Here is a 13,678-nt window from a genome sequence, read left to right as displayed (position 1 = left end):
TGAGGCCAGCACCGCCTTCGGCGACCGCCTACTCTCTCCGATCGAGTGACGGAGTGTGAGTATCGGCCTGGGTGGTCAGCGGCGGAGGTTGATTCCGAACTGGCCGAACTGGTGGAGGAGCCCGCTGGCAAGTTCGGGGGCGCATTCCCGCAGCGTCTCGTCATCCGTGTTCGGGGCCAGTTCGGTGGAGGCGGGCAACAGTTTATGGGGGTGCCGGATGTCCGCGATCAGCGCGCATTGCCCGTAGCCGTTACCGAAGGGCAGCAGGCGGTTGCCCGTACTGGCTGTGGCGACGGTGGCGGTGATGCCCAGTGGGCTGTCGGCGGCGAGCTGCCGGCGGAACGTGTCTGCCAGGGCAACGGCCTCGAGTGCGACGGTCTGCAGCACCTGGATGTTGACGGGGATACCGTCATGAGGAGGGAGACCATGGGCGAGTTCGGCGCTGACGGTCACTGCCCCGGCGTGGTGCAGTTCGACCATCACATCACGCCCGCGCCGGTCGGGACGAGGAAGCTGCTGTCCACCCAGCGGCGCAGTCCGACTTTCATGTCGTTGTTGAGTACATCGGACAGAACGGCCGGTCCGGCGAAGTCGTCCTTGATCCGTCCCGCCGTCTTCACGGACTTCTGCAGCGTGTCCTTCGCTTCCAGGCGGGTGGGTGCGGGCACCATGCGCGGGACCGGTCGTGCGAGGCGGGCGGCGATGACCAGCCAGGCCGGCACTCCCTCGATTCGCTCAGGACGGTCTGGGCCGCCTGTGTGGCAGGCCTGCAGCAGGGCATCGGCCACGCCCTGACGTGCGAACCGCTCTCGGTAGGCACGGGCGACCTGGTGTTCGGGCATGTAGGCGGTGTCGTCCTTGATCCGGTACGGCGCGTTGAACGTGACGCGGTCCTTGTCCTTGCTCTCCCAGCCGTACTGGAAGTGCGGTGCCATCTCGCTGGGCGGGACATCGACGACCAGGACGTCGGGGCCGTTGCCGCTCGGGTCGGGCAGCTCGATGAAGTCGATGCCGGAGATGTAGGGCTGGATGCCGTTGCGTACGGAGCTGAGCATCTGCTTCGTGTCGGCCGCCGCCAAGTCGACGCCGATCAGCTTGATCTGGTCGCTGACGCCGTAGACGAGCAGTCCGCCGGTGTGTTCGCCATCGCGGCGACGTCCATGGCGAACTCGTTCCAGATCCCCGGCTTCGGTGCGAAGCCCAGCAGCCTTTCCTTCCAGTCGAGGTCATCGCTAGCCCTCAGCCGCAGGGGCCAGGTCCCGGCCGACCGGGGGCATCCTGCCACGTCGGGTTTTACAGGCCTCGCCATATCTTGGCGAGGCGGTGGACGATGCTGCGGGGCTGGGAGGGGTCGTAGTCGCTGTGGGTGGCGAGTTGGCGCAGAAGGGCGAATTGGTGCGGTGCGCGCTGGCCCTCGCGGATGAGAGCCCATTCGTCTGTGACGGGCCAGAGGGCGAGCTGGGCCTGGATGCCGGGGCTCCATTGTCGCCAGGTGTTGCGGCTGACCCAGCCCAGCTGGCGCAGTTCCAACTCGTCTTCACACAGTCGCAGATACAGGCGCGCGGCTTTGAGTTCCTCCGGTGCGCATGACGTGCCTTCTTCTGCGATGAGGGCTTGGGCCGGAAACTGGTCGAGGATCTGCCAGTAGCGTGCGACGTAGGCGTCTTCGATGGTTTTGACGCGAGCCCTGGCGGCGCTGGCCGAGCTGGTGATCAGCGCGATGAGGGCGACGACGCCGGTGCTGAAGGCGACCCAGAATTCTGCGTTCACGTGTGCTGTTCCTCAAGCAGTCGGGAAGCGGGCAACGGCCGCCCCAAACACCGGCGTTGGCCCGGATCGGTTGCCTCTGGCAAGGCGGGCTCCTGTCGGCACGCACGGCGGGTTGCCGATCCTCCCGTCCGTTGTCCTTCAGACATGCTCGATCCGGGCCAGGCGGCGATTGGCTCCCGTACCAACCGGCCCTATGGCAGGGGGAGTGTCTCAGTGGCGGGGATGCCAAGGTCGGCGAGGTAGGAGATGCGCGCGTTGACGGCGGCAGCGAAGTGGCGCCAGTCCAGGCTGCTGACGGGTTCGCCGGGTGTGGGGTCGGCGGGTGCGGAGGTGATGTAGCAGACGGAGTCGTAGAGTTTCTCGGCCATCAGCCGTTCGCAGAAGATCCCGAAGCGGTCCTGGTAGGACGTACCGTGCCAGATCTCGTGCACTGGGAGGGCTCCGTCGGCGATGCGGATGGGAGTGCGGGACTTGGGGTGGTCTTCCATGATGAAGAAGTAGCCCAGCCACGGCTTTTCGCCGGGATAAAGCTCGGTGAGGGCGGCGCGTTGCAGATCGACAGCGCTTCCCAGGGCTTCTTCGATCCGGTTGTTGTAGTTGTTGCCGAAGGAGGGACCGCCGAGAGCTTTGAGCTCGAAGGCGGCGACCAAGGTGGTGCCGTGGGCGACGACCACGTCCCACTGTTTCTGCGGGCGGTAGTAGCCGGGTAGTTCCAGGCGGTGCGTCTTGTTGATGCGGATGTCGGCGGGCGGGTAGCCGGCATCGATAAAGAACTTGGCGAGGAGGGCGGCGATGGTGTCGAAGTGCTTCCCGCCGCGGACAGAGCCGGCTGTGCCGGCGCCGACGGCGTCCTTGATGGCGGACAGCTCCCGCTGGGCGTCCTTGGCTCCCCAGTACGCCGCTATGGCGTCTTCGAACTCTTGACGGCTGACCGTCACAGCGCCCCTCCCGCTTGCGTTCAGTCCGGAAGGCTCTGCAGTCCGTACGCCTGCAACGCTGCCTGCGTTGCTGCTTGCACGTCCCGTTCCTCGAACGCTTTGACCAGCGCTGTGCGAACCCCCGCCGGGATCCCCGCTGGATCCGGAACACGGATCTTACGCAGATACTGTGCTTGGAAGCGAAGCGTGCCACCGCGCATCTTGACGGCGTATGCCTCGACGAATGCCTCTGCCACTTTCGACAGCAGTAGACCGCCCAGCACCCGCAGATCCCAGGCGTTGGACACGATGAAGTACAGGTTGTGGTGCGGGTAGTGGCCTCCCTCGTCCAGGACGGGGTGGATGGTCAGTTTCATGTCCGGCAGCAGCAGCTTGGGGCGGGCGGTGAGCTGGGCGTCGACCTTGTCGATCGTCTTGTACCAGCGACTGGGCTGCTTGACTGCGACGTAGCGTTTGCTGAGCGTGTCCCGGTGCGTCTTGAAGTAACTCGCAAGCCGGGGAAAGCTGTTGAGATCAACCAGGTGGCCCTCGCGGCCCCATGGATTCACGAGGTAAGTGCCGCCCCAGGAAAGGGTGCCGCTGGTGGTGTCGCGGACCATCGCCAGCGGCAGCAGACGGTCTTCTTCGACCGCAGTTCTGTCCTCGGTCAGGAAGACCTTGTCCGCTCCGGTGGCGATCCCGATCCCTACCCGCGTGCCGGTGGACTCGTCCTCCAGTAGCGGAAAACGGTCACTGAGATCTTCCAGCATCGCCAGACGCGCGGGCGAGGCCTGCGGCCAGGAGTCCTCACCCGCAAACCAGTGCGGCAGCCGCGCCGCATGGAACGCCGGCGTCGTGATGAGTGCCTCGTCGCTCTGGACCGACCACGCATGCAGTTCCCGGGCCTGCCGGGCGCCGAAAGCCCCCGTGGTGTCGGCGGCGATGGCGGATCCCTGGCGGCCGTTTCTGATGACGGTGATGGCCGGATAGGCAGACACCCGCTCCTCGAACGCGTCCACATCGTGCATGGTCACCACGAGATCCATGCTGTAGCGCTGAGTGACGAGTTTGCGCAGGCCGCGCCCGTACTGATTGCGCATCCATCGATCGGCGCAGATGAAGCCGAGCCGCCCCTCCGGCTTCAGACGGCGCATTCCCAGTTCGAAGAATCCGACATAAATATCCGCCCGGCCCCCCATAGAAGAGCAGGATCGGCGATAGGCCGCCATCCGCTCCTCAGGAACGTCTTCCAGCCTGATGTAGGGAGGATTACCCACCACGAAATCAGCGGTCTCCGCGCGGGTTTCCTGCAGGAGGAAGTCTCCTTGCGCCACCCACGAAGCGACTGCCTTGGCGGCCTCCGCAGCGCCCCACCCGTCCGCGCGCAGCACGCTGGCGATGGTCTCCCGGCTGCGCTCCACGTTCGCCTCGACCAGATCGAACGCCTCGATGGCGTCGATTGCCTCCAGCAGCCCACGGCCGCGCGCCCGGCACGAAGCGCTCAGCCGTTCCACAATCGCGCCCAGGAACGCTCCGGTGCCGCACGCCGGCTCGACCACGTGCATGACGGCAAGATCATCGTCTGCGGTGTATCCGACCATGTCCAAGATCGCATCCACGATCCAGCGCTTTGTGAAGACCTCGCCGTGCTGGACTGCTTCCTGTAGGGAAGCAGGTACGGGCAACGTGCTGCTGGGCAGGCTGAACAGTGTCTCGGACGTCACCGCTCGACCCTATCGCCCGCCTCCCCCCATCACAGGCAGGCGTAGCTGAGTGCAGGCAGGAGCTCCCTCAGCTCCCGCACCGCGATCTGGTCGCCGACGACGTCACCGCCCAACTCCACCAGGCCGCCCATGGTCCCTTCAGGCCCTGCGCGCCCGCACCCGGCCCGGGGACTGCGTGGGCGGCCGAGGTTCGCCTGCGCCCAGATCACCGCCGACGCCGACATCGTCGTCGACGGCCTGCTGATCGACTTCAAGAGCGCCCGACGCCTGTTGGCGGAGATGTCGCAGCGCCCTGCCTGGCAGCTGACCGGCTACCTGCTGCTCGATGCCGCCGCGAACTGACCGAACTGCGCGGCGTTTCGCCGCGAACTCCTCACCGGCCGTCATGCAGGCCTGGATCGACGGCATCCGCGATCTCGGTGACCGCGGCCTTGGCGGTGCCGATGGGGATGACGCCCCTGGCTCGGTGTGTGATCTCTCATCGTCGAACGGGGGGTGCGGGACGGGAGGCTGAGCGCGTGCCCGATCTGAGAACGGTCCCTCCTGGAAATCTTGGCCGGGCGGTACCCGGCGCAGTCCGCTCGCGCGATGGAGGCGGTGACAGGCAGTGCGTCGAGGAGGAGGGCGGTGAAGGATGGTGCAGGGGATGCTGATGTCCGGGGGGTCGGCCGCCGTGACCGCGGTGGTGGTCATCGCGCTGCGCGAGTGGGCGCGGGCACAACTGGTCCGCGAGCGGCGCCGGGAGCGTGAATGGGAACTGTGGTCCGTGATGGTGGCAGAGGTTGTTCGTGGGCGGCACGCCCGCCCGCCGCGGCCGCCTGCGGATGCGGGCGCCCCAGTTCCTGCCGCCTCAAGGAGGCCGCCGGCGAGCGCACGGCGCGGGGGCCGACAGGGGAGGTGCGGCTGTGAGCATCCGCGGGGCGTGCCCGGTGGCCGACCAGCCACCAGGCACGCGGTCCCGGCGGGAGGCCGGAAGACCGGAGCGAGGCGAGGCCGGTGACTTCCTACAGGGCCCGAGGCCGGGGTTCTGGCGGCCGTCAGCCGGCCCTGGGAATGAATGTGGGTCGGGGGGCGCCCCCGGCGCGTGGTCGACGAGGCCGCGCTCGGGGCGTTCTACGCAGAGCACATCGGGGGACTGCAGACATATCTCACCCGCAAAACCGGCCCGGACACTGCTCGTGAGCTGGCGAGTCAGGTCTTCGAGCAGTTCCTCGTCTGGTGGCCGGACAACCCCTCGCATCCCGCACCGGTGGCCGCGCTGTACCGGATCGCGCAGTGCCGCCTCGTGGACCATCTGCGCCGTCAGGGCCGGGCCATGGCTCTCGACGTCCCCGATCTGGAACAGATCCTGGCACTCAGCGGGGTGGAGGACGATGTTGCTGCTGTCGACCTGCATGTGGACCTCGAGCGGGCTCTGGCCGAGCTGACCAGGCGGCAGCAGGAGGCGCTGCAACTGCGATATGTGGCCGAGTTGCCCGTCGGCACCTGTGCCGAGGTCCTCGGACTGGGCATCGACAATATGAAGAAGATCCTCAAGAACGTCTTGCGGACGCTGCGGGACTCGCCGCGGATGGCCGCCTACGACAACACCACGCGGGCCCGGGAGGTGCAGCAGTGAACCCCGTAGAACACCGCGGCGACGCGCCGCGTGAGCGCGTCACCCTGAGCGCAGAGCAGAAGCAGCAGGGCTTCGCCGCCGTCTCTGAGCGTTTGAAGAGGTACAGCAGCAAGGACCGGGACCGCCTCTTGGAGCAGGCCAACGCGGCAGTACGCGGGTACGCGGCGTACTGCGAGGGTGAGAGGTGCCTGGAGTCGGGCGACTTCATCATGGCCATTCTCTGGTTGGGGTTCGCCGCCGGTCGGGGTATCCCCGGCGCTGCCGAGACCCTGGCTGCCGCTGAACGCCGGGCTGGCCCACACTTGCGTGCCCTCCGTGAGGAACTCCGCGAGAGCTTTGATAGCGCTGCCGACAGGGTGCTTGCGGCCTGCGACAGCGCTGTTCCACCAGAAGCGGACCCCCCGCCGCCTCGTCTGCCTGGCGCGCTTGGCCTGCCTATTTTGTATGGCCCGCGTAGCGGGGACGTCCCGCGCGGCCTGTCCGGCGGTCGGCAGGACACCCGCGGACCGGAGTACGCAAAGGCCTTCCCGGCCGCGGCTTCTGAGGCATTCCCTGAGGGTCGCCTGGGGCGTGGTGATGTATGCCCCAGGCGCTGGCACGTGCGTCAGTACCGGGAACGAAACCACAGGCCGATGAGGCTGACGGTGCCGCTCCCGGGCTGACACCGGCGTTACTCCTGCGGTGACCTTGACCCGAAAACGTCCAGCTTCCGCAGGCGCTCGTATCCGGCCAGCACTGCTTCCGGGTTCACTTCGGCCATCGGGAGCAGGGCGTCCTCCCAGTGGCTGCTGGTGAGAACCTCTCTGGCGCAGTGGCGGGCGAGTGGCCGTAGCGCAGGATCGCCCGGACACGTCGGGTCGCCGATGAGCGCCTCGGCGAGTTCGTCCATCAACCAGGTGTTGTCCCTGTCGTCGAGCAGGCGAGTCGCCTCTTCGGCGGCTAGATCGGGCATGGTCAGGGCGAGGACGGCGATCCGGTCGACCGACGGGTACGCCCCTCGGGTCACAGATGGCTCCTGGCCGACGGCCGTCCGCGACCATCGCGGCATTGATCCCATGAACGGCAAAGGACTCCTCGGTCGCCGGAGTCTGTGGATTGACCAGTGTGTCCCGCCCGCGGAGCCCTACGGGGAGCGCCACTGCCAGCCTGGTCCAGATCGTCCGCTTGAGCGGCTGCGATGCTCTTGGCCCTCAGGCTGCCCGAACTTGCCCGCCCTCGTGTCTGCGTGGGACTTCATAGCCATGTGCGCGTCTTCGATGCGGCAGCCGGTGAGTCCATCGACTACGGCCCCGGGCACAGGCCGCGGCTGGCATGTTCCTCGCCGTCCTGGTCGGCGAGCAGGGTGTACGGCGCGAACACGGCCCGCATGCACCGCGTGCTTGGCATCCGTAAGGCCACGGCCACGGCCCCGGCCGGACGCGATCGTATCTGCGTGGCAGGTTCCGGGCTGACGGGGTGCGGCCGGGTGATCGGGTGTCGTTGTGTCAGTTTGTGCCGCTAGCCTGCATGTTGACGAGTTCGAGAACGGGTCGACCATGCGGGGGCGGTGTGGGGGCATCGGTCATCACTGGTCTGGTGGCTCTGTTCGGAGTCGCGCTGGGTGGCTGGCTTTCTCTGCGTAATCAAGATCGGGCGTGGCAGAGGGAGCACCAGCGGCAGTGGCGTGACATTCGTCTGACGACGTGCAACGAATTCCTGGCGGCCAACCGGCGGTACGTCGCCTACGTTCTCGATCCACGGGCTTCCATCACCGCGCTGCCTCATCCGCGTGAGCAGGGCCGGATGATGCCCTTCTTCGATGAGACCGGCAGACCGTACAAGGAGGCGCTGGAAGCCGGATTCACCGCCATGCGGTTGGTCAGCGAGCGCGCTGAAACCGTCCGGGCTGGGGTGAGCCTCGTCAACTGGGCTCGCGAGGTCGCTGCTGCGCGCGCGACGCTGTCTGAGGCTGACATTTCATCAGCGACCTTCGAAAGCCTGTGGACGGCGGAGCAGGACTTCATCAACGCGGTCCGTGTGGAACTCGGCTTGGCGACGATGGCGCGCCAGCCGTGATCTGAGGTAGCAGAGCAGGGCGATCTCTTTTACAGGGCGGTCCAGGGGTGGGGTTGGCCGCCGGTGAGTGGGGTCCACACTGACCCGCTGGGGGTGTGGTGTTCGAGGTCTTCGAGGATGGCGGCGCCGAGGGGGACTTCGTGGGCGAGGGCTGCGACGAGGGGGTGGTGGGTGACCATGGCCTGCAGGTCATTCATCCGGTGGTTGAGCCGGGTGCGGGAGGCGCCGGTGAGTACGAAGATCACGCGGGGGAAGACCGGGTACCAGCGCAGCCAGGCAGGGCCTGTCGGGGGCGGTTTGCGGCGGCCGACGGGCTGGGCTTCGTAGTGGAAGAGGCGGGCGTAGTCGATCAGTTTCACGGCGAGGCGTTCGCTGCTCATGGTGGTGCGGTCGACCTCCACGAACGCGCGCAGTTTGCGGCGGTGCTCGCCGTCGACGGCGGTGTAGTGCATGACGGCGTCGGCGACGAGCCGTTCTCCTTCGCCGATGGGGTGGGCGACTTCCGGGGTCCAGTCCCAGGGGCCGTGCTCGTGTCCCAACCGGCGGGCGTCGGCGGCGAAGGCCAGATGGGTGCGTACGGCGGTCAGGGTGTGCGGAGTCTTCAGGGAGGCGGCCGTTGCGGAGCTGATCGGATAGGGGGGCCGGCCGCGCAGGGCGGGGAGGTCCCGCGTCAGGCGGGCGCCCTCGCCCGTGAGGTACCAGGCGCGGGTGCGGTTGGACTGGGGCAGCACCGTGTAGTCGACCAGTCCCGTCCGCCGCAGCTTGTTCAGCGGGGCGGAGACGGTCTGGCGGGCGGCGCCCGGCCGAAGCAGAGCGTGGAGCTGGCTGGTGGTGGCCATCCGGTGCTGGGCGAGCGCGGACAGAAGCTGATGGGGCAGCGGCTCGGCAGGGCCGGGAACGTACGACGTCCCGGTCTCGGCAGCGGTCACCGGTACACCTTCTCGGCGGGGGACATGGTCAAACTCCAGGTCGGCAGAGGCGGTTGCTGCCCTTGAGGAAACCTGCCGTCCCCGACCCGACCACCGACCGCGGCGCCCCGACCATGGTCACGATGGGGGCACAGAGTCTGTGGTCGGGCTTCTGGTCGGCCCGACCCTGGGCTGAACGTAGCTGTGCGGTGCTCCTTTACCGCATGCCGCATGCTTCGTGGGTGTTCACTCGCATGATCCGGCAGCGGGGTCATCGACACTGGCGATGAGAGGCGATCCCTACTCAGTCGAAACAGTCACCGAGGACTCGTAGCGATGGCCGGCTCCGCGATGCCGAACCTGCGCCGACTGCGGGTGTCCGCTCGTCTTTCGACCTCAGTGTGAGCGGGCGTGTTGGTGGCATTCAGAGGCGTATCGGCCGACGGAAGAGCATCGGCTCCTTGTCCAACGCCTCCAGGACGAAGTGGGGGAGTATCCAAGGCGACCTCCAACGCGTGCTCAACCACAGCGGCGTTGGGGGACTTCTCTAGACCGAGGAGCTCTGGGATTCGGTGGGCGCGAGTCGCCACCGAGCAGCAGCCCGTGCTCGGCGTGGCCGGTGACGACCACGCCGGAGAGGCAGCGGTCCCTTCTCGCGGAGGTTCCTACGGTGTGGGCGTCGGGTCGGTGGGGTCGTCGACGCCGAGGAGGAGGACGTGGTGTCCGACAACCACCGCGGTGCCGCCGTCGGTGACTTTCTCGATGTCGATGCGCAGCCGGATGCGGCCAGCGCCTTCGCCATTGGCTGCGAGGTCGGCTTCCAGTTGGTCGTCGAGGTGGTCCAGGGCGGCTTCGGCCGCGGTGTAGTCGGCCAGGTCCCGGGCGAGGAGGGCGCGGGTGGTGGTGTCGCGGAGCTGGTAGCTGGGCATCGGGCTTGTCCTCTGGCCGGCCGGGGTGGTCAGGTGGTGGGGTCGGTGAGCCGGCGGGCTGCGTTGACCGCGCGGGACCAGACGTCGGGGCTGCCGCCGTGTTCGCGGGCGAGGGAGGCGGCGAGTCCCCGGACGTCGCCCTGCTCGCGCAGGGCGGCCAGGGCGACGTCCGTCCGCCGGTCGGCCTCCGAGCGGGCCGGAGCGGCTGCGGGGAGATGTCCGAGTGCGTTGCGGACGACGTACTCCCAGGATCTTTGCGGACCGCCGTACTGTGCGCTGAGTTCCGCGGCCAGCCCCGGGCGGTAGCCGTCGCGCTCGATCGCCTCGGCGGCGTACTGCCCGGCGAGTTGGGTGGCCGAGAGTTCCTGGCGGGTGTAGGCGCTCAGCTCGGCCGCGAGCGCCTCTTCGAGGGCGGACGGCCGGCCGACAGCGGCGTCGTCCTGCGGCCCGGGACGGCGGCCGGCCTTGCCGAGCTTGTCCCCGGTGCGCTTCTGGTCGAAGTCCTGCAGGTCGCCGACGCGGAAGCCGGGGATCAACCGGCCGGTGGGACCCTCGACCTCGCCGACAGAGTCGGGGAAGTAGCCGGGGTTGTCCCGCCGGTACTTGCGGATCACCGAGGCCCCGTTGAAGTTCAGCAGCGCGGCGGCCTTGTTGATGGAGACGGTGTCCTCGGGGCTGAGCTCGTACAGCTCGGGGTCGGCCTTGAGGACCTTGCTCGCCTTGTCCTGCTGGAACCAGGTGTAGAAGGCGCGGAACAGCTCCTCGTCATAGAAGTCGGTCCCGTCGATGCGCTCCTTCTCCGGGTGGCGGTGCGCCACGGGCTGCTCGTCGCGCACCTTGTACCAGCGGGCCGCGGTGCCGACGCTGGCGCCGGTGAACTCGCGGATCCAGTCGCGGTTGACCACGGCGCGGCCGCCGACGACACGGCGCTGCGGGTTCAGGGGCTTGGTGGACATTGCACTCTCCGGTCCGGGCTGCGGCCCTATACTTGGGGCCTGCTCCTCTTTGTTCCGCTGGCGCATCCGTGCCGGCGGGCGGGTTGAGTTGGTGAAGGTGGTCGGCGGGACGTTCGGCCGGGGTTGCCGCCCTGGGTCGACACCCTCGTAAGAGGGTGCCTTCCGCCGACCACCACTTTTTACCGCCGTTTCGCATAATCAATATGACGCTCTTGGTGGGTGGCTGTCAATCTCGCCGGCACCCAGAGCACGTCACAACCGACTGCGGCGGTGCGCGGCCCACTCCCGTTCGAAATGCGGCACCTTCTTGTCCCGGACCTGGAAGGGGGCGGTGACCATCAGTTCCTCCACGGTTGGCAGCGCCGGCCCACGCCGCTGGACCCACGCCCGCACCCGCCCGTACGGGCAGGATCCGCCGCACGTGGTACAGCGCCCACGGGCAGGCGAGCTCCTCCTCGAACGCGGCGAGCACGGGCCGGTCCGCGGCCCGGCCAGGGTCGAACTGCTCCAGCAGACTGCGCCGGCCGAACAGCTTCGCCTTGGGGTTGAGGCTGACCGACGTGTACTCCAGGCGCAGCACTCGTCCGGCGATGTCCGGGTGCCGGCGCATCCGTTCCAGGTGTGCGTCCATGGCTCCCATCGACACCGGAAAACGACAAGTTATTGAGAATCGAGACAGGGGTGTGACCCTTCTGTGCGGATACTGGCAGCGCATCGGCTGCAATGACGGGTGGTAGGCCGCGCGGATAGCGGGAGCAGTTGTCGCTGTCAGCGGCGGTGTGTGGAAGGCTGCGGTGGTGGCAGAGCACTGGATCGCGGTTGTTGGCAGCAGTCCCGGCGTGGGAAAGACAACTCTCTGCGGTGCGTTGGCCGACTGGCTTGGCCAGACGGGGGCCGTGGTCGATCACTTCGAGGAGGCGGACGTACTCACTCGCGCCGCCTTCCGCGCTGTAGCCGAGGAGTTCGCCGGAGGAACCGGCAGTGTTCAGCCCGGAACGCTGGTTGAGGCCGCCCGGTCATACGTCGAGCAGGCACGAGCTGACGGTGTGGACGTGCTGGTGACGGATGCGTTGATCCCCTTTATCCCTTCGCTGGTGGCTTGGGGACATGACGAGACGGCGATTGCCCAGGTCGTTCACGATGTAGCGGATGCCGTGGCACCGACTCGGATCAGCGTCGTCTTCCTTCGGGACGACCCGGAAGCTGCCTTGCAGCGAGCGATTGAGCGCGAAGGTCCGCGGTGGGCCGATTGGTATGTCGACAAGCTCGGACGTTCGTCTGGGACGGCTTTCGTCAGCGACCTGCCTTCCGCTATCGATCACCTGCGCCGGGAAAGCGAACTGACCTTGCGTGTGCTGGCGTCGACGGGATGGAACGTGGTGGTCGTGGATGTGGGTGAGCGCGATGCGGTGCAGACCGAGCGTCACGTCCGGGAACGGTTGCAGGGATGGCTCAGCGCCGGCGTGCGCTGAGGTCCGTGGTTCGTTCCGTGCTGGTGCATCCGCGGCCCAGCGATGTGATCGAAGCGGTTTATCGAGGTGATCGGGTCTCCTTCCCGGGACGATGGCTGATCGTCTCCATGAGGTGGGTCGGGGGATGAAGCTGTCGTTGGTCCCGAGTTCCTTCGGGGTGGGACCGGCGGGGGTAGGGGTGTCCGCGAGCCGTTCGGCGAGGGCGGTGACCGCTTCGCGGTCTCCTTCAAGGGCTTCACGTTCGTCGCCGGTGAGATCCAGTTGTTCGAGCATCCGGTCGATTCCGTCCTTGACGGCAAGGAGTTGCCCGTGGGTGGACTGTTTGGACGTAGAACGGGCAGCGTGCGCAGGCCAGCCGGTGCGGGCATTTGGCGAAGAAGTCGTAGCTGCAGTAGCCCTCGCCCAGGTCGTAGTACTTCCAGGGTTGTTCGCCGCCGGCGGCGGCTCCGTTGAGGATGGATTCGCGGTCGATGAGGACCTGGATGGTGCGGACGTTGCGGGCGAAGTAGTCAGCCTTCTTGTAGGCGGCGGTGAGGGTGCGTTGCAGGATCGCGGCGTAGTAGCGGGTGCTGGCGGGGTGTTTGTGCCCGAGCCACTGCTGCAGGTCGTTGAGGGTCAACGGTTCGCGGGCGTTGAGGAGTTGGGTGGCGATGGTGGCGCGGGCGCGGTGGCTGGTCAGCGCGCCGTGTGAGTCGGCCTGCGGGACGCCGGACTTGCGGCAGAGGACGGGGATGATGTTGTGGTTGAGGTAGTCCTTGCCGACGAGCTGGCCGCGGTGGCAGAAGAGGTGCGGTCGCTTCTGGCCGGTCTTGCGGTCGATGAGGTTGGGCTGGGGTGGCCGGATGAGTTTCCAGGCGTCGATGAGCTGGCCGACGATCGGGTCGACCGGCTTGTTGAACGGCCGGGAGGTCTTGTTCTGCGGGATGTGCAGCAGGCAGATGGTGAAGGGCTCGCCGGTGGTGTCGTCGGTGCCTTCGTCCCAGGTGACGCAGTCCAGTTCGAGGCGGCGGATCTCGTCGACGCGGCAGCCGCCGAACAGCCAGACGCCGACCATCGCGCGGACCATCTCGACGGGGTAGTAGGTGGCCTTCCAGCCGGCTTCGCGGGCCCGGCCGGAGCCGTAGGGCTTGAGGTCTTCGGCGTTCAGGGTCAGGCCGGCGGCCATGAGCTTGGCCCATGACGCGTCGTCGATGATCCTGGGGTTCGGTCCCATCTGGGCGCGCAGGGACAGGGGTGTCGACGATCGCGATTTTCCCCATGTCGGGTGGTTTGAGCACTTTGTTATTCCCCATACCGAATTCTCCTAATTGGCCATGGGTACGGCGGAGT

The 13,678-nt window shown here is 67.5% G+C and carries 14 protein-coding genes; 4 read left to right on the top strand and 10 right to left on the bottom strand.

Going from position 1 to position 13,678, the window contains the following annotated elements; translation table 11 throughout:
* Positions 1-75 precede the first annotated feature (75 nt).
* The 5 genes from M2283_RS50450 to M2283_RS50430 form a co-directional block, all read right to left on the bottom strand.
* A complete protein-coding gene (locus M2283_RS50450) occupies positions 76-480 on the bottom strand; it encodes a hypothetical protein (protein WP_280883382.1) in 405 nt (134 codons plus the stop codon).
* On the bottom strand, positions 480-1,055 hold the full coding sequence (locus M2283_RS50445; RefSeq protein ID WP_280883381.1) for a hypothetical protein: 576 nt from the start codon (positions 1,053-1,055) through the stop codon (positions 480-482). The genes M2283_RS50450 and M2283_RS50445 overlap by 1 nt, the downstream gene beginning before the upstream one ends.
* A gap of 238 nt (positions 1,056-1,293) precedes the next feature.
* Positions 1,294-1,770, bottom strand: a complete 477-nt coding sequence (locus M2283_RS50440) for a hypothetical protein (RefSeq protein ID WP_280883380.1) — start codon at positions 1,768-1,770, stop codon at positions 1,294-1,296.
* A 191-nt stretch (positions 1,771-1,961) separates the two neighbouring features.
* Positions 1,962-2,708 carry a PaeR7I family type II restriction endonuclease gene (locus M2283_RS50435; protein ID WP_280883379.1) on the bottom strand — a complete coding sequence of 249 codons (747 nt, stop codon included), beginning with the start codon at positions 2,706-2,708 and terminating at the stop codon, positions 1,962-1,964.
* 20 nt (positions 2,709-2,728) lie between these two features.
* Entirely contained in the window at positions 2,729-4,411 is a 1,683-nt protein-coding gene (locus M2283_RS50430; RefSeq protein ID WP_280883378.1) for an Eco57I restriction-modification methylase domain-containing protein, read from the bottom strand.
* Positions 4,412-4,540: 129 nt separating this feature from the next.
* Between M2283_RS50430 and M2283_RS50425 the strand changes: the two genes are divergently transcribed.
* On the top strand, positions 4,541-4,753 hold the full coding sequence (locus tag M2283_RS50425; RefSeq protein ID WP_280883377.1) for a hypothetical protein: 213 nt from the start codon (positions 4,541-4,543) through the stop codon (positions 4,751-4,753).
* 742 nt (positions 4,754-5,495) lie between these two features.
* The gene (locus M2283_RS50420; RefSeq protein ID WP_280883376.1) at positions 5,496-6,029 is read left to right on the top strand and encodes an RNA polymerase sigma factor; all 534 of its coding nucleotides are present in this window, start codon (positions 5,496-5,498) and stop codon (positions 6,027-6,029) included.
* A gap of 670 nt (positions 6,030-6,699) precedes the next feature.
* Here the strand turns inward: M2283_RS50420 and M2283_RS50415 are convergent.
* Positions 6,700-7,035: a hypothetical protein gene (locus M2283_RS50415; protein WP_280883375.1), complete on the bottom strand. Its 336-nt coding sequence runs from the start codon at positions 7,033-7,035 to the stop codon at positions 6,700-6,702.
* A 569-nt stretch (positions 7,036-7,604) separates the two neighbouring features.
* Between M2283_RS50415 and M2283_RS50410 the strand changes: the two genes are divergently transcribed.
* Positions 7,605-8,084: a hypothetical protein gene (locus M2283_RS50410; protein ID WP_280883374.1), complete on the top strand. Its 480-nt coding sequence runs from the start codon at positions 7,605-7,607 to the stop codon at positions 8,082-8,084.
* A gap of 29 nt (positions 8,085-8,113) precedes the next feature.
* Here M2283_RS50410 and M2283_RS50405 read toward each other — a convergent pair whose 3' ends face one another.
* The 3 genes from M2283_RS50405 to M2283_RS50395 all read right to left on the bottom strand — a co-directional run bounded on the left by M2283_RS50405 (position 8,114) and on the right by M2283_RS50395 (position 10,877).
* Entirely contained in the window at positions 8,114-9,013 is a 900-nt protein-coding gene (locus tag M2283_RS50405; RefSeq protein WP_280883373.1) for a replication-relaxation family protein, read from the bottom strand.
* A gap of 644 nt (positions 9,014-9,657) precedes the next feature.
* Positions 9,658-9,921, bottom strand: coding sequence for a hypothetical protein (locus M2283_RS50400; RefSeq protein WP_280883372.1), 264 nt, complete (start codon positions 9,919-9,921; stop codon positions 9,658-9,660).
* A gap of 29 nt (positions 9,922-9,950) precedes the next feature.
* Positions 9,951-10,877 carry a hypothetical protein gene (locus M2283_RS50395; protein ID WP_280883371.1) on the bottom strand — a complete coding sequence of 309 codons (927 nt, stop codon included), beginning with the start codon at positions 10,875-10,877 and terminating at the stop codon, positions 9,951-9,953.
* Positions 10,878-11,674: 797 nt separating this feature from the next.
* On the opposite strand from M2283_RS50395, the gene M2283_RS50390 reads away from it, so the two are divergent.
* Positions 11,675-12,349: an ATP-binding protein gene (locus M2283_RS50390; protein WP_280883370.1), complete on the top strand. Its 675-nt coding sequence runs from the start codon at positions 11,675-11,677 to the stop codon at positions 12,347-12,349.
* 235 nt (positions 12,350-12,584) lie between these two features.
* Here the strand turns inward: M2283_RS50390 and M2283_RS50385 are convergent, their stop codons facing one another.
* Positions 12,585-13,562, bottom strand: coding sequence for a tyrosine-type recombinase/integrase (locus tag M2283_RS50385; RefSeq protein WP_280883369.1), 978 nt, complete (start codon positions 13,560-13,562; stop codon positions 12,585-12,587).
* Between the last annotated feature and the right edge of the window lie 116 nt (positions 13,563-13,678).

Source organism: Streptomyces pseudovenezuelae (assembly GCF_029892565.1).
GTDB lineage: Bacteria > Actinomycetota > Actinomycetes > Streptomycetales > Streptomycetaceae > Streptomyces > Streptomyces pseudovenezuelae_A.
Note: the sequence above shows the minus strand (reverse complement) of the source record. Positions and strands in the feature narration are given on the sequence as shown.

What these genes read in the sequence shown, in the direction of transcription:
- M2283_RS50425 (WP_280883377.1), top strand. Translation starts at nt 4,541, where the DNA reads ATGGTCCCTTCAGGCCCTGCGCGCCCGCACCCGGCCCGGGGACTGCGT.
- M2283_RS50450 (WP_280883382.1), bottom strand. Translation starts at nt 480, where the DNA reads ATGGTCGAACTGCACCACGCCGGGGCAGTGACCGTCAGCGCCGAACTC.
- M2283_RS50395 (WP_280883371.1), bottom strand. Translation starts at nt 10,877, where the DNA reads ATGTCCACCAAGCCCCTGAACCCGCAGCGCCGTGTCGTCGGCGGCCGC.
- M2283_RS50445 (WP_280883381.1), bottom strand. Translation starts at nt 1,055, where the DNA reads ATGCTCAGCTCCGTACGCAACGGCATCCAGCCCTACATCTCCGGCATC.
- M2283_RS50400 (WP_280883372.1), bottom strand. Translation starts at nt 9,921, where the DNA reads ATGCCCAGCTACCAGCTCCGCGACACCACCACCCGCGCCCTCCTCGCC.
- M2283_RS50385 (WP_280883369.1), bottom strand. Translation starts at nt 13,562, where the DNA reads ATGGGACCGAACCCCAGGATCATCGACGACGCGTCATGGGCCAAGCTC.